The sequence below is a fragment of the Pelomonas candidula genome (assembly GCF_043555985.1).
GTDB lineage: Bacteria > Pseudomonadota > Gammaproteobacteria > Burkholderiales > Burkholderiaceae_C > Pelomonas > Pelomonas candidula.
The window spans coordinates 23,327-41,873 of the sequence record NZ_JBIGIC010000002.1; the positions used below are offsets into that span (position 1 = coordinate 23,327).

Consider the following 18,547-nt stretch of genomic DNA (forward strand, 5'->3'; position numbering starts at 1 on the left):
CGGGTTTCTTGCTCGATCCGCGCCCACTGGGCCTGAATTCGGCCTAGACAGCGCTTTGCGGGCGCAACTTGCCCGTCAGCAGGTTTCGTGAAGCCACGGCGCCGCTCGAACGCCCTCCGAACACCGACGACAATCGCGCCCCATGTCTTCCGACAACGTCTCTCCCGCCCGGCGCCTCGGCCAGTTCGTCTACCCGCACCGCTGGGGCGCCGTGTGGACGGTGCTGGCCTACGTCGGCCTGGCCGCCACCGAGCCCGCCATCCCCAAGCTCATCAAGTACGCCTTCGGCGAGGGCTTCGCGAAGAATGCCTTCGAGCTGTGGATGGTGCCGGTCGTGCTGATCGGGCTGTACATCATCCGCGGCGTGTTCGGCTTCGCGGGCCAGTACCTCTTCAACTGGACCGTGTCGCGCTGCGTGATGGACTTCCGCACCGCGCTGGTCAACGCGCTGCTGCGGCTGGACGCCCAGGTCTACACGCGCATGCAGCCCGGCACGGCGGTCAGCAAGGTCGTCAACGACCCGCAGCAGATCCTGCAGCTCGTCGGCGAGGTCGGCATCAACGTGCTGCGCGACGGCCTGCCCGCCTTGGCGATGTTGATCTACCTGTTCTACGTGAACTGGAAGCTGACGCTGCTGAGCCTCGTCGTCACGCCGCTGATGGCGCTGGTCATGAAGAAGGTCAACCAGCGCGTGCGCCAGATGGCCTCGCGCTCCTACGACACGCAGCTGGCGCTGGTGAACCGCGTCGACGACATCACGCGCGCCTGGCGTGTCGTGCGGCAGTTCGGCGCGGCACAGCACGAACTGCAGCGCTTCACGGACGTATCGCAGGAGGTGCGCCGCACCAATCTGAAGACGACCACGGCCGGCGCGCTGGGGCAGCCGCTGTCGCAACTGGTGGCCTCGGTCGGCTTGTCCGCCATCATCTGCATCGCGCTCTGGCAGGCCCGCCACACCGGCACCGGCGTGGGTGACTTCGCCGAGTTCGTCGCCGCGCTGCTGCTGCTGACGTCGCGGCTGCGCCACCTGTCCGACCTGGCCGCGCCGGTGACGCGCGCGCTGGTCATCGCCGACGGCTGCTTCGAGCTGATGGATGCGCCCAAGGAGGTCGACCGCGGCACGCGGGAGCTGGAAGGCCCGGCCCGCGGCGAGATTCAGCTCGACGCGGTGCGGCTGACCTACCCCGGCGCCGCCCAGCCCGCGCTGGACGGGCTGAGCCTGCTCTTTCCCGCCGGCAAGACCTCGGCACTGGTCGGCGCCTCGGGTGCGGGCAAGAGCTCCATCGTGAACCTGCTGCTGGGCTTCGGCCTGCCCGACGGTGGCCGCGTGCTGCTGGACGGCGACGACATCGAGACGCTGACGCGCGCGTCGCTGCGCCGCCAGTTCGCGGTCGTGTCGCAGGACATCGTGTTGTTCGACGACTCCGTCGCCGCCAATATCGCCTACGCACAACCTCGCGATGACGCACGACTCGAGGCCGCGCTGCGCGCCGCTCACCTGTGGGACTTCGTGCAAGCGCTGCCCGAGGGCATCGAGACGCCCGTGGGCGCCAACGGCAGCAAGCTGTCCGGCGGCCAGCGCCAGCGCCTGGCCATCGCCCGCGCGCTCTACAAGGAAGCGCCGATCTGGATCTTCGACGAGGCCACGTCGGCGCTGGACACCGAGAGCGAGCGCGCCGTGCAGCAGGCACTGGCTGCGTGGTCGGGCCGCAAGACGCTGATCGTCATCGCGCACCGGCTGTCGACCATCCGCGACGCCGACGCGATCCACGTGATGGGCGCCGGCAAGCTCATCGAGACCGGCACGCACGCCGCGCTGATCGCCCGCGATGGCGCCTACGCGGCGATGGTGCGCGCGCAGGCGGGCGAGGACTGATGAAGCGCCGGGCGCTGCTGACGTGGGTGGCGGCACCCGCCTTCGCGCAGCCGGCCGAGGTCGACGCCAACACGGCCACGCGGGCCCAGCTCGAATCCCTGCCCGGCCTCGGCCCGGCGCTCGTGCAGCGGCTGCTGGCCGCGCGGCCGTTCGCGGACTGGGCCGACCTGATCAAGCGCGTGCCGGGCATCCGCGCGGCGAGCGCCCGCAAGCTGTCGGCGGCCGGGCTGCGCGTCGGCGGGCAGGCCTACGGCGACTGACGCATGGCGCGCCTGATGACGCCCATCAGCGGACCATCCAGCGGCACCTTGCCGCCCTGCCCCTGCTCGCGCAGCGTGTAGACCCGGCCCGCCGGGAAGGCCGGTGGGATCTCGTAGTCCATGCCTTCCCAGACGTCCTCGCGGAAGCTGTAGAAGGCCCAGTGCGCGCCGTAGCCGTTCAACGTGTTCAGCACGTCGCCAAGGTAGGCGCCGCAGTCCGCCCACACGCGCACGCAGCCGAACTCGCCGGCCACCATGCGGCTGGCCGGCACGCCATGGACCTTCGCCCACGCGAAGGGCTCGCCGAGGAAGCGCTGCAGCGCCGCCTTGTCGAAGGCCGCGCCCGGATACCGGAGCTGGGGCTTGCGCGTGATCTGCGGTGCGCTGGCGAGGTTCCACGGCTCGTACATGTGGAAGGCGTAGAGCACCTTGTCGTCCGGCAGCGGTGTCCAGTAGCTGAAGCTCCAGGCATGGGCGTACCAGCCGCCGTCGACCATGACCGGCGTGTCGGCGTCGACGCTGCGGATGGCGGCGATCAGCTGCGCGTAGAACGCTGGCAGGTCCCGCGCCGTGCCGCGATGCTTCGCGTACCAGGCCTCGCGCACGGCGGGCGCGGCCTGCTCATCCAGGCCGCTGCCTTTTTCCGGCGTGGGCTCGTTGAGCAGGTTGTAGCCGGCCAGCGCGGGGTGGTCTTTCACGGCTGAAGCCAGGTCGCGCCAGAAGTCCGCCGACTGCTCCCAGAACCGGCGGTCGTTCCAGAGCCGCTCATCCTGCCTGTCGCCGTTGTGCTGCACCCAGCGGTCGCCGGGCAGCGACAGCGGCACCAGCACGACCCGGATGCCGGCCGCCTGCGCGGCGTCCATCGTGCGGCGCAGCGTGGCCAGGTCCGCGGCGGGAATGCCGCGATAGCCGTCGGCGTCGCCGATGAGGAAGTCGCGCCCCTCGCCCTTCCACTTGGAGAACGTCAGCCGCACCCACGTGGCGCCGGTGGCCTTGAGCGCCCGGAAATACGCCTCGTCCGGAGGCTGGCCGTTGAAGCTGTTGCCGCCGTGGCGCGGCGTGTTCCAGAAGTCGATGTCGGCGGCCTGCACCGGTGCCGCCAGCGCGCCGATGAGCAGGGCCAGGGCAGCCAGGCGCACCGCGTCAGACCTTCGCGGCAAAGCCCGCCGAACGGCTGCGCCGCAGCGACGCCGGGTCGATCTGCGGCGCGCGCGTGGGCCAGCCGAAGAAACGCTGCACCTCGGCGCGCTTGGCCAGCGTGTCGCTCATGCCGAGGTTGATCAGCTCGTTGACGAAGCTGGGTTCGAACAGCAGGTAGCTGACGAGCGCCGAGCCGTTGGTCTTGTCACCCTTGCCGTTGACGCCGAAGGCCCGCAGCATGGCCCGCACGGACTTGGGCAGGCTGGCCTGGTGCTCGCCGGCCAGGTCGTCCAGGCGGCGGCTGGGCGCGATGACCAGCAGCTCGATGGGCCGCAGCGCCGTGGCCGTGCGCGTCTCGTGCGGCAGCAGCGCCAGCGTGCGGTTGATGCGGCGCAGCCGCTCCACGTCCACGGCCAGCGCGTCCAGGAAGATGTTGGACAGCGCATGGCCGGCGATCTGCGCCATGCTGGGGTGTTCGTCGGCACCTTTGTAGCGGCGGCCCTCGGGCTCCTTCATGCGGCCCGCGCCGATGACGAGGATGCGCTCGGCACCCAGGTGCACGGCCGGCGAGATCGGCGCGCTCTGGCGCATGGAGCCATCGCCGAACCACTCGGGCATGCCGTCCAGCTCCAGCGACTCGGCCGGAAAGATGAAGGGGATGGCCGCCGAAGCCATCAGGTGGGCCAGCGTCAGTTGCGTCTGCACGGCCATGCGCTGCTCGCGCAGCCACGGCACGATGTGGTGGTGGGTCTGGAAGAACGTGACGTGCTGGCCCGAGGTGTAGCTGGAGCCCGTCAGCGCCAGCGCGCGCAGGTGGCCGCCGTCCAGCATGGACTCGATGCGGTCCATCCTCAGGTAGCGCCCCAGCAGTTCGCGCAGCGGTCCGTTGTCCAGCAGGCTGCGCGGGCGGCTGCGCGTCCAGCGCGCGAGGGCCCAGCCCAGGCTCATCATGCTGACCCAGCGCGCCCCGCTCTTCACCGCCTCGAAGGCGTCGGCGCGGTAGATGCTCTCGACATGCAGACCCTGCCAGAGGTGCACGAGGCCATCGACGGCGCCGTCGAAGTCGTCGGCATGGCAGGCCAGCGTCGACGCATTGATGGCGCCGGCCGACGTGCCGCTGATGATGGGAAAGGGGTTGTGCTGCGTGGCGCCGGCATCACGACGCAACTGGGCGATGGCCGCCAGCACGCCCACCTGGTAGGCCGCACGCGCGCCGCCGCCGGTCAGGATCAGGCCCGTGACCGGCTGCGAGCGGATCAGCCCCGAAAGGGGCTTGGGCACAGCGTGCAGCATCGGGCGAAATCATCGCCGATGCTGCCCCTCAACCGGCTTCGTAAATAACCTCAGCCGCGCTGCCCAACTTGGCCAGCGCCTCGTCGGCCGGCCAGAAGCGGCTGGCCTCGCCCAGTTCGACCAGCCAGCGCGCGCCGACCTGGCCGCCTTCGGGCTCGGCGCGCATGCTGACGCGCACTGGCAGGCCTTGCTTGCGCAGCCCCCCCTCTTCCGTCTCGACCTCACGCGGCGGGAAGCGCTGCACCAGCTCGTGGATGAGGCCGGCCGCGCCCGCGTTGGCCAGCAGCAGGTGGCGGCCGAACTTCGCGCGCGCAGCGGCCAGGCTCCACACCGCCTGCACGTTCATGCGCAGGCCGCCGGAGAAGCGGTCGTTCTGCACCTTGCCCTGGGCAATGATGAGCTCGTCCTCGGCCAGCAGCTCCTTGGCCGAGTTCAGCAGTTCCTCGTTGGCCACGGCCTCGATGGCGTCGCTCTTGTCGTCGATCTTGAAGATGCCGACGCGGCCGCGCTGGCCGTTGATGACGCGCATGCCGCTGACGATGCCGGCCACCAGCACCGGCTCCCGGCTGTCCTGCAGGTCGGCGATCTGGCGCTTGACGATGCGCCGGACCTCGGCGCCGCTCTGGTCGAACAGGTGGCCCGACAGGTAGAAGCCGATGGCCGTCTTCTCCAGCGACAGGCGCTCCTTGATGCTCCATTGCGGCGCGTCGACGAGGTCCGGTTCGGCCGTGCTGGAGGCATGCGAGTCGCCGAAGTCGAACAGGCCGCCCTGGTCGGCATTGGCTTCGGTCGTCTCGGCATGCGTGTAGCCGCGGGCCACGCTGGCCAGCAGCTTGGAGCGCTCCGGGTTGATCGAGTCGAAGGCGCCGGCCTTGATCAGCGCCTCCACCACGCGCTTGTTGACGGCCTTGCGGTCCACGCGCAGGCAGAAGTCGTAGAAGCTCAGGAACGGCCCCCCAGCCTCGCGCGCCGCGATGATGGCCTCGATAGCACCGCGGCCCGTGCCCTTGACGGCACCCAGGCCGTAGTTGACGAGGCGGCTGGTCAGCGGTTCGAAGCGGTACATGCCCTTGTTCACGCAGGGCGGCTGGAAGTCGATGCCGAAGATCTTGGCGTCGTTGAGCAACACCTTGAGCTTGTCGGTGTCGTCCATTTCGATGGTCATGTTCGCCGCGTAGAACTCGGCCGTGTAGTGCTGCTTCAGCCAGGCCGTGTGATACGACAGCAAGGCGTACGCGGCAGCGTGCGACTTGTTGAAGCCGTAGCCCGCGAACTTCTCCATCAGGTCGAACACCTCGTCGGCCTTGGCCTGGTCGATGCCCTTCTCCGCAGCGCCCTTGCGGAAGATCTCGCGGTGCATGGCCATCTCTTCGGCCTTCTTCTTGCCCATCGCGCGACGCAGCATGTCGGCGCCGCCCAGGCTGTAGCCACCCAGCACCTGGGCGGACTGCATCACCTGCTCCTGGTAGACGAAGACGCCATAGGTCTCGGCGAGCACCTGCTCCAGCAGCGGGTGCGGGTACTCGATGACCTCCTTGCCGTGCTTGCGGGCCACGAACGACGGGATCAGGTCCATCGGGCCCGGGCGGTACAGCGACACCAGCGCGATCAGGTCCTCGAAGCGCGACGGCTTGGCATCCTTCAGCAGGCGCTGCATGCCGGGCGATTCAAACTGGAAGATGCTTTCCGACAGGCCCTTGCCGAACAGGTCGAAGGTCTTGCGGTCGTCCAGCGGCACGTTGGCCCAGTCGAAGCCGGCGCGCTCCGGGTGGCGCTGGACGATGAAGTCCTTGGCCAGCTCCAGGATGGTCAGCGTCGCCAGGCCCAGGAAGTCGAACTTCACGAGGCCGATGGCCTCCACGTCGTCCTTGTCGTACTGGCTGACGGCCGACGTCGAGCCGGGCTGCTGGTACTGCGGGCAGAAGTCGGTGATCTTGCCGGGGGCGATCAGCACGCCGCCGGCGTGCATGCCGATGGAGCGCACGGTGCCCTCCACGCGCGCGGCCATCTCCAGCAGGCCGGCCACTTCCTCGTCGGACTTCTCGCGCTCCTCGATTTCCGGCGACTCATGCCGCGCATAGACCATCTTGGCCTTGTCGGGGTCGAAGTTGGGCGGCAGCTTGGCCAGCGTCACCGTCTTTCCTGGCGGTGCCGGGATGAGCTTGGCCACGCTGTCCACATGGCCGAAGCCCATGCCCAGCACGCGGCCGATGTCGCGCAGCGCGCCCTTGGCGGCCATCGTGCCGAAGGTCGCGATCTGGCTGACCGCCGGCAAGCCGTACTTGTTCTTGACGTAGTCGATGACGCGGTCGCGGTTGCCCTGGCAGAAGTCGATGTCGAAGTCGGGCATCGAGACCCGCTCGGGATTCAGGAAGCGCTCGAACAGCAGGTTGTAGCGCAGCGGGTCCAGGTCCGTGATCAGCAGCGCGTAGGCGACCAGCGAGCCGGCCCCCGAGCCCCGGCCCGGGCCCACCGGGCAGCCGTTTTCCTTGGCCCAGCGGATGAAGTCCGACACGATGAGGAAGTAGCCCGGGAAGCCCATCTTGATGATGGTGTTCAGCTCGAACTCCAGCCGCTCGACATAGCGCGGCCGCTCCTTCTCGCGCTCGGCCTCGTTGGGGAACAGGTGAATCAACCGGTCCTTGAGCCCGTCGTGGCTCAGCTCGCGGAAGTACTGCTCCATCGGCATGGGCGTGCCGTCTTCCAGCAGCGGCGTCGGGAAGTTGGGCAGCTGCGGCTTGCCCAGCACCAAGGTCAGCGAGCAGCGGCGCGCGATCTCGGTCGTGTTGCGGATCGCGCTCGGAATGTCCTTGAACAGCTCCCGCATCTGTGCCTGGGTCTTGAAGTGCTGGCTGGGCAGGAAGCGCTTGATGCGCTTGGGGTTGGCCAGCGTCTCACCCTCGGCCACGCAGACGCGCGCCTCGTGCGCCTCGAAGTCGTCCTCGGTCAGGAACTGGATCGGGTGCGTGGCCACCACGGGCAGGCCCAGTTCGGCCGCGAGCGGCACGCTGGCCTGCACCAGCGCCTCCTGGCCGGGCAGGCCGGCGCGCTGCAGCTCGATGTAGAAGCGATTGGGGAAGATGGCCGACAGCTTCTGCGCCCAGTCCCGCGCGCGCACCTTGTCGCCCTGCATCAACGCTTGACCCAGGCCGCCGTGCTGTGCGCCGCTCAGGCAGATCAACCCCTCGCCCAGCTCCTGCAGCCACTCCCACGTCACGCAGGCCTGGTTGCGCTGCACGTTCTGAATCCACGCGCGGGACAGCAGCTCGCTGATGTTCAGGTAGCCCTGCTTGTTCTGCACCAGCAGCAGCAGCCGGGTGGGCGGCTTGTCGGTGGCGTCGGGCTCCAGCCAGCAGTCCGCGCCGAGGATGGGCTGAACGCCCTTCTTGCGGCAGGCCGAATAGAACTTGATGCCGCCGAACAGGTTGGCCAGGTCCGTGATGGCCGCCGCCACCTGCCCGTCCTTGGCCGCCGCCGCAGCGGCATCGTCAGTGCGGAGCGTGCCATCCACGACCGAGAACTCGGTGTGCATGCGCAGGTGGACGAAGGGCGGATCTTGAACAGCAGTCTCGGGCATCGCGGCATTGTAGGAAGCCGGCTCGCCACCGCTCTCGGACGGACCTTCCCGCACGCTGTAAACGGTTCCGGCCAGAAATATGAAGTATTACTTTTAATCGATATCAAAGCGCGGATCGGCGTTATCTCGGGGTCACTCGCCGCGAATAGTCATATTTAATTCATTTCAGCTGCCCGACGAGGCAGCCAAGAACCAACGACCGGAGACAACCCATGTTCCTGACCCTGAAGCGCCTTGTGCGCTTGGCCGTCGGCTGCGCCTTTGCCGCCGCCCTGGCCCCCTCCCAGGCCGCCCCCTGGACGCTGACCGGCGCGCTGACGACGCACGACCCCAACATCTACAAGACCAGCTCGACCTGGTGGATCTTCGAGACCACCGACAACGGCGGCATCGGCGTCAAGTACTCCAGCAACGGCACGGCGTGGACGCAGGGCACGCCGATCTTCAGCGGCGGCCTGTCCTGGTGGTCGAGCTACCTGCCGTCAGGCAAGACGGCCATGGTCTGGGCGCCCGGCTGCGGCGAGTACGCCGGCAACGGCTACTGCTACTACGCCATCTCCAGCTTCGGCTCGCAGAAGTCGGCCATCGGCCTGGCGACGTCGGCCGGCGGCATCGCGGCGGGCGCGTGGGTGGACCAGGGCGCCATCCTGACCTCCAAGTCCGGCGACACCTACAACGCCATCGATCCGGCGTTCGTGCTGGCCGACAACGGCGACCCCTACCTCGTGTTCGGTTCGTTCTGGAACGGCATCCACATCACCCGCGTCAGCAAGGTCAACCTGAAGCCGCCCACCGGCGGCATCGTCAACATCGCCAAGGACTCGACCAACGGCATCGAGAACGGCTTCGTCGTCAAGAAGGCCATCAACGGCACCGTCTACTACTACCTGTTCGCATCCAAGGGCGCCTGCTGCAAGGGCGCCAGCAGCACCTACTACATCGTCGTCGGCCGCTCGACCTCCATCACCGGCCCCTATGTCGACAAGGCCGGCGTGGCCATGCTGTCGGGCGGCGGTACGGTGCTCGCCAGCAGCGGCACGCGCTTCAAGGGCCCGGGCGGACAGTCGCTGCTGTCCGACGGCTCGGTGATGGCCTGGCATGCCTACGACGCCAACAACAACGGCGCCCCGGTGCTGTTCATCAACAACGTGACCTGGGGGTCCGACGGGTGGCCAGCCGCGGTCTGGTGATCGCCCCGCCAGCAGCCCTGCTGCTTGGCGTCGCGCTGGTGGGCTGGGCCTGGTGGGGGCCATCGGCGGAAGCCGACGCGTCCCGCGTGCCGACGGCGGCCGTCGCGCTGGCCATGAAGGCCCTGCCCCAACGAGAGACGGTTGCGCCGACCACCGAGGTCCCGTCGGCTGCCGCGTCGGCACGGGCAGCGCCCACGGATCTGGCCCGCCTGCTCGATGCCCCCGAGGCCGACCTGCGCACGACGGTGCAGGCCGCCCTCGCGGCCCGCGACCAGGGCGGCCGCCTCTACGCCCGCGCGCTGGCCCGGCGCTGCGCCACGCTGGCGGGCCTGCAGGCGGCCGAAACGCCCGACATCAACAACGCCCGCCACCAGCACGCTGTGGCCCGCCAGTCCGCGCTCGCGACCGGCTGCGGCCAGTTCCCGGCTGCCGAGTGGCTGGCGCTGGTCAACATCGGCCCGGCCGACGAGACCGGCACCGGCGACCCGCTGCTGGCCGTGCAGCAGTCCGACCTCGACGACGCCGCGCTGCTGCGGGCCGTGTTCGCGCGGCCCGACGCGTTGCTGCTCGACGAGCTCGGCGAGCGCCTGCTGCTGCGCCGCATCGATGGCCAGCCGACGCTGTATTTCGACGGCCAGCGCTTCGACGACGACACCAGCCGCACCACCGCCCAGGCGGCGCTGCGGCTGCTGCCCTGCCAGTTCGGCATGGCCTGCGACGAGCGCGACCCGGAGGTCTGGCTGGCCTGCCTGCGTGGCGACGGCTGCATGGCCTCGCGTGCCGAGCAGGAGAGCCCTGAGGCACTGGCGCTGGCGACACGCCTCGCCGCCGCGCTGCGAGCGCGCGAGTTGCAACGTTTCCTGCCGACGTCCTGAGGTTTGCGCGAGTTCGGCCGGCCGCTCACGGCGGCTAAGCTGCGCGCCCATGAAACACCTCACCCTCGCGCTGGCCACCGCCGGCCTGCTCTCCAGCGCGCTGGCCGCACCCAAGCCCGCGCCGAAGGCCACCACGCCCAAGAAGTCTGCCCAGGAGATCCTGGCCGCGTCGCCCGCCAGCGACTGGCGGGCGCTGGACCCCGAGAACACGCTGCTGATGGAGCTGGCCTCGGGCAACGTGCTCATCGAGCTGGCACCGCGCTTCGCGCCGGCCCACGCGGCCAACATCCGCGCGCTGGCCCGCGGCGGCTACTGGAACGGCCTGGCGGTCGTGCGCGTGCAGGACAACTTCGTCACCCAGTGGGGCGACCCCGACGGGGATGACGCCGCCAAGGCGCGCCCGCTGCCCGCGGGCGCCAGCCCGAAGCTGCCCGCCGAGTTCTCCGTGCCCATCGACCGCATCGGCAAGTCCGCCGGCTTCACAAAGCTGCCCGACGTCGACGGCTGGGCCCCGCGCACCGGCTTCGCCGAGGGCTTTCCGGTCGCCGCCGACCCACGAACCGGCCAGGCCTGGCTGACGCACTGCTACGGCATGGTGGGTGCCGGCCGCGGCGACGCGGTGGACTCCAGCAACGGCACGGAGCTCTACGTCGTCATCGGCCAGGCACCGCGCGGGCTGGACCTGAACATCACCGTCGTCGGGCGCGTGCTCAAGGGCATGGAACTGCTGTCCGCCCTGCCCCGCGGCTCGGCGGCGATGGGCTTTTACGACAAGCCCGAGCAGCGCACCGCCATCCAGCGCGTGCGCCTGCTGGCCGAGCTGCCGCCCGAGGAGCGGCCGGCGCTGCAGGTGCTGAAGACCGAATCCGCCACCTGGACGCAATTGCTGGACGCACGCCGATACCGCGGCGGCTGGTTCGTGCACAGCCCGGGCCACATCGACGTCTGCAGCGCCACGGTACCGACGCGGCCCATGCCCTGATGCCCCTCGTCCGGTCTCGCACGCGCTGAACGCGGGCGAGCCCAGCCGGTCCCCCGAGGGGACGGCGATGCTTGCGGCATTGAGCCGCACGCATCGTCAAACGGGCCGGCTCGGGAGCGGCCCAGCGCTCGGCCCCAATACCTGGTGTCAGGCGCCGAGGTAGACCGCGACGCGGTAGGTGACGAACGACGCCAGGTAGGCCAGGCCGAACAGGTAGCCCGCCGCGATCAGCGGCATCTTGTAGCCGCCGGTCTCGCGCTTCATGGCGGCCAGCGTGGCGATGCACTGCGGTGCGAACACATACCAGGCCAGCAGCGACAGCGCGGTCGCCAGGCTCCAGCTGTGCTGGATGAGCGGCGCGAGCGCCTGCGCAGCGTCATCGCCCGTGGCAGACAGCGCGTAGACCGTACCCAGCGCACTGATCGCGACCTCACGCGCGGCCAGGCCCGGCACCAGCGCCAGGCTGATCTGCCAGTTGAAGCCGATGGGCGCGAAGACCTTGGCCAGGCCCGCCCCCAGCCAGCCGGCGATGCTGTACTGGATGGGCGCACCGGTGGCGCCCTCCGGCGGCCCGGGGAAGCTGGACAACAGCCACAGCGCGATGGTCAGCACGAGGATGATGCCGCCGACGCGCTTGACGAAGATGACCGCGCGCTGCCACAGGCCGATGGCGATGGAGCGCGGGTGCGGCCAGTGGTAGCTGGGCAGTTCCATCATCAGCGGGCGCACGAGACGGCCGGCGCTGGTGAAGCGCTTGAGCACCCAGGCCACCGCCATCGCGCCGACGATACCGGCCACGTACAGGCCGAACAGCACCAGCCCCTGAAGCTCGAAGCCGGCCACCTCGCGGTTGGGGATGAAGGCGCCGATCAGCAGCGCGTACACCGGCAGCCGGGCCGAGCAGGTCATCAGTGGCGCGATCATGATCGTCACGAGCCGGTCGCGCGGGTTGGCGATGGACCGCGTGGCCATGATGCCGGGGATGGCGCAGGCGAAGCTGGACAGCAGCGGGATGAAGCTGCGGCCCGACAGGCCCACGCTGCCCATCAGCCGGTCCAGCAGCAGTGCCGCGCGCGGCAAATAGCCCGACTCCTCCAGCACGAGGATGAAGAAGAACAGGATCAGGATCTGCGGCAGGAAGGCCAGCACGCTCCCCGCACCGGCGATGACGCCGTCGACGACAAGGCTGCGCAACCAGCCCTCGGGCAGCACGCTGCCAGCCTGCTGGCCCAGCCAGGCCATGCCGCTCTCGATCATGTCCTTGGGCGGCTCGGCCCAGGAGAACACGGCCTGGAACAGCAGGAACAGCAGCACCGCCAGGATGACCGAACCGGCCACCGGGTGCAGCAGCACGCGGTCGACACGGTCACTGGGCAACGAGGGCAGCTCCTCGTCCAGGTCCATCGCGCGCAGCCAGGTCTTCACGGTGACGTGATCGTCCACCGGCGGCTCGGCCGCGTGCGCGGCGTGGCCGACATCCCAGACCTCGGGCTTGTCCAGCAGGGCACGCAGTTCGTCCAGGCCTTCCTTGTGGATGGCCACGGTGCGCACGACCGGCATGCCCAGTTGCGCCGACAGCGCCGCGGCGTCCACCTTCAGCCCGCGGCGGGCGGCCAGGTCGGCCATGTTGAGTGCCACGACGACCGGCAGCCCCTGGCGGCGCACGGCCAGCAGCAGGCGCAGGTTGCGGCGCAGGTTGGTCGCGTCCAGCACCATGACGACAAGGTCGGGCTTTTTCTCGCCCTTGGCGCGGCCGGCCAGCACGTCGCAGGTGACGCGCTCGTCCGGCGAGCGCGGGTGCAGGCTGTAGGTGCCCGGCAGGTCCAGCAGGCGCAGCGCCTTGCCGGCGCTCGAGATGACGCGGCCTTCCTTGCGCTCGACGGTGACACCGGCGTAGTTGGCCACCTTCTGGTGGCTGCCGGTCAGGCCGTTGAAGAGGGCCGTCTTGCCGCAGTTCGGGTTGCCGACGAGGGCGACAAGCTTGCCGCCGCGGTGGACGTGGACGACGGCCTCGGTCATCGCGGCGTCACCGCGATGCACTCGGCCTCGGCATGGCGCAGCGCGAACGTCGACTGCCCGACGCGCACCACCAGGTTGCCCGTCCGCTGCGCGCCGCGGCGCAGCACACGCACCGCCTCGCCCGGCAGGAAGCCCAGGTCGGACAGCCAGGACGCCCATTCCGGCGAGTGCACGGGTGCGCTGACCTGCTGGACGGTCAGTGCCTGCCCGGCAGGGGCGGCGGCGAGGCTGGAGGGCAGCGGCTCGGACATGGTGGCGGCTCGGCGGGCAAGCGTTTTGATGCGAATGATTCTCATTGTACGCGCCATACCCGGCCGCCGCCGCGAAGAAATCAGCGCGGATTGAGGTTTTCCAGCAGCACGTCGCAGGCCTTCAGCGCCTTGGCGAAGTCCAGCCGGCCGACGGCCGTGGACAACGCGGTGAATTCCGGTCCCAGCGCGGAGGCCTGAGCGGCCAGTGCCTCGCAGGCGGCGACCGAGCGCATGTTGCGCTCCACCAGCAGCTGGCGCAGCCGCCGCAGCCCCTCGAGCGGGTCGACCGCCTCGGCAGCCGCAGCGGGCGCGGGCGGCGGCGTCAGCACGGCGAGGGTCTCGTCCAGACGGCGCTGCAGTGCATCCGCGCCGGCGGCCAGCACGTCGCCGCGGGCGCGCACGGCCTGCTCCTGCGCCCCGGCTTCCGCCGCCAGCGCATTGGCGCCGACCGCGCCGGCCAGGCCGCGCAGCGTGTGAAGCACGCGCACCGTGTCGGCCACGCTGGCCAGGCGCACGTACCGGCGCAACGCGTCCATCTCGGCGGGCGCATCCTGCGCGAAGGACTGGACGAGGCGGTCGTAGAGCGGCTGCCGCCCCCCCAGGCGCTGCAGGGCAGCGGCGCGGTCCAGCAGCAGCGGCGGTGCCGACGACGCGGCGACCGCCTGGCCGGCGGGCTCACCCCGCCCCGCGTGCCGCCGCAGGCAGGCCACCAGTTGCTCCAGGTCCACCGGCTTGGCGATGTGGTCGCGCATGCCGGCGGCCAGGCAGGCCTGGCGGTCGGCATCCATGGCGTTGGCCGTCATCGCGATGACGAGGCTCTTCGGACGGCGCTTGAGGATGCGCTGCGTGGCCTCGAAGCCGTCCAGGTCGGGCATCTGCAGGTCCATCAGGATGGCGTCGAACGGCGGCTCCGTGACCACCGCCAGGTGCGCCCCCTCCACGCCGCCGCCAGCCAGCGTGACGACGGCCCCCTCGTCCTCCAGCAGCTCCTGCGCCACCTGCCGGTTGAAGCCGTTGTCCTCCACCACCAGCAGCCGCAGGCCGGCCAGGCGCTGCGCGCCGCCCTCGGCGCGGCGCGCGCGCGGGCCGCCGCGCGTGGCCTCGGCGACGGCGTCCTGCAGCATCGACGCCGTGACCGGCTTGACGAGGTAGCCGCCCAGGCTGGCGATCTCCTGCTCGCTGCGCTCGGCCAGCAGCTCGCGACCGTGGGCCGTGACCATGATGATGACCGGCGCGTCGGACTCGTGGCTGTCGCGGATGCGCCGCGACGTCTCCCAGCCGTCCAGCCCCGGCATGCGCCAGTCCATCAGGATGAGCTGATAGTGCGGCTCGCCCCGCTCAGCGGCCAGGTGCACCAGCACCAGCGCCTGCTCGCCGCTGGAGGCCAGGTCGCAGTCCCAGCCCAGGCTCGAGGCGATGTCCTGGAGCACCTCGCGGGCCATCGGGTTGTCGTCGACGATGAGGACCTTGAGCCCCGGCCGGTCGGGCAGCGCCCCGTGCGGCTCGGCCGGCGCCTCGGCCAGCACCAGCTCGAAGTGGAAACGGCTGCCCTCGCCCACCCGGCTCGCCACGCCCAGCTCGCCGCCCATCAGCGCGACGAGCCGGCGGCTGATCGCCAGCCCCAGCCCCGTGCCGCCGTAGCGGCGCGACGTGCTCTGCTCGGCCTGGCTGAAGCCGCTGAAGATGTGCTCCAGCTTGTCCGACGGGATGCCGATGCCGGTGTCGCGGACCTCGAAGCGGATGCGCGCCTTCCTGTGAGGTTCGGCGCCCTGCTCGTCCAGCAGGGTCAACGCGAGCACCACCTCGCCGTGCTCGGTGAACTTCAGCGCGTTGCCGGCCAGGTTCAGCAGCACCTGGCGCAGCCGCGTCGTGTCACCCACCAACGCCGGCGGCAGGCGCGGGTCCAGGCGGAACAGCACCTCGATGTCCTTGCGGCCCACGTTGGCCGACAGGATGACGGCCAGCTCGCGCATGAACTCACTGAGCTCGAAGCGGTGCGGGTCCAGCTCCATCTTGCCGGCCTCGACCTTGGAGAAGTCCAGCACGTCGTTGATGACGGCCAGCAGCGCCTGCGCCGCCGTGCGCGCCTTGCTGGCGTAGTCGTGCTGGCGTGGCGTCAGTTCGGTGCGCATCAGCAGGTTGAGCATGCCGAGCGCACCGCTCATCGGCGTGCGGATCTCGTGGCTCATGTTGGCCAGGAAGTCGCTCTTGGCCTGGCTGGCCGCCTCCGCCGCCACGCGGGCGCGCACGAGCTCGATCTCGGCCCGATGGCGTTCGGTCACGTCGATGAGCATCTGCACGACGTTGACGAGACGGCCGCGGCGGTCGCGGATGGCGCTGGCGCTGCCGTCGACGAACAGCTCGCCGCCGCCCGGCAGCGCGAAGCCGCGCTCGAAGCGCACATGCTCCAGCCGCCCGCTGGCCAGGCGGTGCAGTTCGCTGCCCAGCAGCCGGCCGGCACGGAAGTCCGGCAGATCGGCCAGCTTGGCGCCACGCAGCTCGTCGGCGGTGCGGCACAGCATGGCCGTCAGCGCCTGGTTCACGTCGAGGATGGTGCCGTGCGCGTCGCACAGCGCGATGCCCACCTGCGCACGCTCGAAGACGCCGCGGAAGCGCTGCTCGCTATCGTTCAGCGCGCGCGTGCGCTGCTCCACCCGCGCCTCCAGCAGCTGCTTCTCGACGACCAGCTGTTCGGTCATGTGATTGAAGCCACGCGCCAGCTCGCGGAACTCGGTGAAGCCGCAGATCGGTGCGCGCTCGCCCAGGTTGCCCCCGGCGATGCGCGCGACCGCACGGCTCAGCAGCACCACGGGCTCCACCAGCCGCCGCCCGAGCAGCAGTGCCAGGCCCAGCGACAGCAGCAACGCCAGCAACATCGCGACCAGCAGCCGGTTGCGCAGCGCCCGTGCCGGCGCGAAGGCTTCGTCGGCATCGATGTTGACGGCAATGCCCCAGTCCAGCGCCGGCAGGTGGCGCCACGAGGAGATGACCTCCGTGCCCGCGTAGTTGCGCGCCAGCCCGCTGCCGCTTTCGCCACGCAGGCCACGCAGCGCCGGAATGGCATCGGTGGCCTGCGGGTCCAGAGCGCGGGCCGCCAGCTCGGCGGGCATGCGCAACTCGTCGTTGACGAAGAAGGCACGGTCGCCGCTGCGCTGCACCAGCACCGTCTCGCCGCTGAGTGCCAGGCCCGCACGGTCGGTGGCCACGTGAAGCAGCCGCGGCAGGTCCAGCTGCAGCACGATGCTGCCCAGCACGCGGTCACCATCGACGACGGCATGGACGAGGAACAGCGTCGGCGTCGTCTCTCCGCGCAGGCGCACCAGCGACGTGAGCTGCACGTCCAGCCGGCCGATCGCGCGACGGTGGGCGGCGAACAGCTCCGTGCCGGCAAAGGCGCCGCCGTCCAGCCGCGCCAGCTCCGGGCTGGCTCCGGCCAGCGGCTTCATCGCGAAGCTGATGCGGCCGTCGGGCTGCACCAGCAGCAGGTTGACGTACTTGCCGGTGTCATAGACACGCGCGTAGAAGGCACGGCTGGCCGCCGGCACGCGGGTGGCGACGGCGTCGCGCTTCTGCGCCAGCAGCTCACGCGCGTCGGCCGCCTGGGCCACGATCTGCGCGTCGGTCTGCACCTCGTTGAGGTATTCGTTGATCTCTGCGACCTTCTTCCGCGCGATGGCCACAAGGCCGTCGGTGACGGTCTCGCGCAGGCTGCGCTCGAAACTGCCGAGCTGCCACAGCCCCATCACGCCCAACGGCAGCATGGACAGCAGCACCAGGCCCAGCAGCAGCGCCGGCCCCACGCGCCAGGCCGGCCGCTTCGACTCGACGGCAGGTGCGGCGATCAAGGGCGCGCTCCCGAGCCCGCCAGCAGCTCGTTCCAGTGCTCGGCCGAACGGAACGCGGGCCAGGGCGCCGGCCGGATGTGGCGCGTCGCCTGCCAGACCTCCACAAGCTGGCCGTCAGGGCGCACCTGGGCCACGCGCAGCGGGCGCCACAGACGGCGGGTCTGCGCATCCACGGCCGCGAAGCCGTAGGGCGCCTCCACACTCTGCTGCAGCACGTTGGCGTTGACGGCCTCGGTCTGGTCGCTGCCCAACTCGCGCACGGCCGCGGCCCACAGCCGCACGCCCACGTAGGCCGACACGGCCGGGTCGCCGGCCTGGGTATCGGCCCCGTTCAGTGCGCGCAGCCGGGTCAGGAAGGCCGTGTTGGCTGGCCCGGGCAGCGACTGCAGGTAGCCCCAGGCGGTGAAGTGCCGCTCCAGCCGGCCGCCACCGTAGGCGCGCATCTCGGGCTCGGCCGCCGTGAAGGACAGCAGCGGCAGGTCGGTCAGCCCGGCGGCCACCAGCGCATCGAAGAAGGCGCGGTTGCCGTCGCCGTTGAGCGTGTTGAGCACCAGGTCCGGCTGCAAGGCCCGCAGGTCGGTGATGACGGCGCTCACGTCCGTCGATGTCAGCGGCACATAGCGTTCGCCGAGCACCTGACCGCCTGACAGCTGGACGAAGTCGCGCAGCATGGCGTTGGCGCGGCGCGGGAATAGGCCATCCGTGCCGACGAGATAGACCCGCCTGCCGAAGCCCTGCATGGCCCAGTCGGCGGCCGGCAGCACCTGCTGGTTGGGCGTGGGCCCGGTGTAGACGATGTTCGGGGAACGCTCCACGCCCTCGTGAGCCATGGGATAGAAGAGCAGGTGCCGCCGCTCCTCGACGACGGGGCGCACCGCCTGGCGGCAGCCCGAACTCCAGCAGCCGAACAGTGCCACGGCATGCTGCTCGTCGATGAGGCGGCGGGCCGCGTCGGCCGCGGTCTGCGCGGCAAGCGAGCGCGTGTCCTCGATGCGCAGCTCGACGCGCCGCCCCAGCAGGCCGCCGCCCTGGTTGATCTCGTCCACGGCCAGCTTGACGGCGGCCACCAACGGTTGCTCGCTGGTCGCCAGCGGCCCGGTCAGCGCGTGGATCAGACCGATGACGATGGGCGTGCGGGCCGCGTCCGCCGCCGGCTTGCGCCACAGCCAGGCGCCCAGCGCCAGGGCCAGCAGCAGGATCAGCGCACCGAGCAGCGCGAGCCGGACCCGCATCGTCAGG

12 protein-coding genes are annotated in these 18,547 nt (G+C 70.5%); 5 read left to right on the forward strand and 7 right to left on the reverse strand.

The features are described from left to right. Window positions 1-142: 142 nt before the first annotated feature. Window positions 143-1,876, forward strand: a complete 1,734-nt coding sequence (gene msbA, locus ACG04R_RS03660) for a lipid A export permease/ATP-binding protein MsbA (protein ID WP_394406512.1) — start codon at window positions 143-145, stop codon at window positions 1,874-1,876. Further along, on the forward strand, window positions 1,876-2,136 hold the full coding sequence (locus ACG04R_RS03665) for a ComEA family DNA-binding protein (RefSeq protein ID WP_394406513.1): 261 nt from the start codon (window positions 1,876-1,878) through the stop codon (window positions 2,134-2,136). The genes msbA and ACG04R_RS03665 overlap by 1 nt, the downstream gene beginning before the upstream one ends. On the opposite strand, the gene ACG04R_RS03670 is transcribed toward ACG04R_RS03665, so the two are convergent. From ACG04R_RS03670 to dnaE, 3 genes are read right to left on the reverse strand one after another with little or no spacing between them, the layout of a single operon-like run. Further along, on the reverse strand, window positions 2,124-3,275 hold the full coding sequence (locus ACG04R_RS03670) for a glycoside hydrolase family 5 protein (protein WP_394406514.1): 1,152 nt from the start codon (window positions 3,273-3,275) through the stop codon (window positions 2,124-2,126). The genes ACG04R_RS03665 and ACG04R_RS03670 overlap by 13 nt on opposite strands. A 4-nt stretch (window positions 3,276-3,279) precedes the next feature. After that, window positions 3,280-4,569 (reverse strand): patatin-like phospholipase family protein, encoded by a 1,290-nt coding sequence (locus tag ACG04R_RS03675; protein ID WP_394406515.1) that lies wholly within the window; start codon window positions 4,567-4,569, stop codon window positions 3,280-3,282. A 28-nt stretch (window positions 4,570-4,597) separates the two neighbouring features. Further along, entirely contained in the window at window positions 4,598-8,146 is a 3,549-nt protein-coding gene (gene dnaE, locus ACG04R_RS03680; protein WP_394406516.1) for a DNA polymerase III subunit alpha, read from the reverse strand. A 212-nt stretch (window positions 8,147-8,358) separates the two neighbouring features. Here dnaE and ACG04R_RS03685 point away from each other — a divergent pair, with 212 nt between their 5' ends. Genes ACG04R_RS03685 through ACG04R_RS03695 form a run of 3 tightly spaced genes read left to right on the forward strand, consistent with a single transcriptional unit; the run spans window position 8,359 to window position 11,193 of the window. Continuing rightward, the gene (locus ACG04R_RS03685) at window positions 8,359-9,336 is read left to right on the forward strand and encodes a family 43 glycosylhydrolase (protein ID WP_394406517.1); all 978 of its coding nucleotides are present in this window, start codon (window positions 8,359-8,361) and stop codon (window positions 9,334-9,336) included. Further along, window positions 9,333-10,211, forward strand: a complete 879-nt coding sequence (locus ACG04R_RS03690) for a hypothetical protein (RefSeq protein WP_394406518.1) — start codon at window positions 9,333-9,335, stop codon at window positions 10,209-10,211. Before ACG04R_RS03685 ends, ACG04R_RS03690 begins: the two co-directional genes overlap by 4 nt. Before the next feature lie 49 nt (window positions 10,212-10,260). Continuing rightward, window positions 10,261-11,193: a peptidylprolyl isomerase gene (locus ACG04R_RS03695; RefSeq protein WP_394406519.1), complete on the forward strand. Its 933-nt coding sequence runs from the start codon at window positions 10,261-10,263 to the stop codon at window positions 11,191-11,193. 147 nt (window positions 11,194-11,340) lie between these two features. On the opposite strand, the gene feoB is transcribed toward ACG04R_RS03695, so the two are convergent. The 4 genes from feoB to ACG04R_RS03715 all read right to left on the reverse strand — a co-directional run bounded on the left by feoB (window position 11,341) and on the right by ACG04R_RS03715 (window position 18,540). Further along, on the reverse strand, window positions 11,341-13,212 hold the full coding sequence (gene feoB, locus ACG04R_RS03700; protein ID WP_394406520.1) for a ferrous iron transporter B: 1,872 nt from the start codon (window positions 13,210-13,212) through the stop codon (window positions 11,341-11,343). Next, complete coding sequence (locus ACG04R_RS03705; RefSeq protein WP_394406521.1) at window positions 13,209-13,463, reverse strand: FeoA family protein; 255 nt, start codon at window positions 13,461-13,463, stop codon at window positions 13,209-13,211. The genes feoB and ACG04R_RS03705 overlap by 4 nt, the downstream gene beginning before the upstream one ends. 80 nt (window positions 13,464-13,543) lie before the next feature. Then, on the reverse strand, window positions 13,544-17,308 hold the full coding sequence (locus ACG04R_RS03710) for a response regulator (RefSeq protein ID WP_394406522.1): 3,765 nt from the start codon (window positions 17,306-17,308) through the stop codon (window positions 13,544-13,546). Further along, a complete protein-coding gene (locus tag ACG04R_RS03715; protein WP_394406523.1) occupies window positions 17,305-18,540 on the reverse strand; it encodes an urea ABC transporter substrate-binding protein in 1,236 nt (411 codons plus the stop codon). The genes ACG04R_RS03710 and ACG04R_RS03715 overlap by 4 nt, the downstream gene beginning before the upstream one ends. Window positions 18,541-18,547: the final 7 nt, after the last annotated feature.

Coding starts and splice junctions, on each gene's coding strand:
- msbA (WP_394406512.1), top strand. CDS start 143: ATGTCTTCCGACAACGTCTCTCCCGCCCGGCGCCTCGGCCAGTTCGTC.
- ACG04R_RS03685 (WP_394406517.1), top strand. CDS start 8,359: ATGTTCCTGACCCTGAAGCGCCTTGTGCGCTTGGCCGTCGGCTGCGCC.
- feoB (WP_394406520.1), bottom strand. CDS start 13,212: ATGACCGAGGCCGTCGTCCACGTCCACCGCGGCGGCAAGCTTGTCGCC.
- ACG04R_RS03715 (WP_394406523.1), bottom strand. CDS start 18,540: ATGCGGGTCCGGCTCGCGCTGCTCGGTGCGCTGATCCTGCTGCTGGCC.
- ACG04R_RS03665 (WP_394406513.1), top strand. CDS start 1,876: ATGAAGCGCCGGGCGCTGCTGACGTGGGTGGCGGCACCCGCCTTCGCG.
- ACG04R_RS03705 (WP_394406521.1), bottom strand. CDS start 13,463: ATGTCCGAGCCGCTGCCCTCCAGCCTCGCCGCCGCCCCTGCCGGGCAG.
- ACG04R_RS03675 (WP_394406515.1), bottom strand. CDS start 4,569: ATGCTGCACGCTGTGCCCAAGCCCCTTTCGGGGCTGATCCGCTCGCAG.
- ACG04R_RS03695 (WP_394406519.1), top strand. CDS start 10,261: ATGAAACACCTCACCCTCGCGCTGGCCACCGCCGGCCTGCTCTCCAGC.
- dnaE (WP_394406516.1), bottom strand. CDS start 8,146: ATGCCCGAGACTGCTGTTCAAGATCCGCCCTTCGTCCACCTGCGCATG.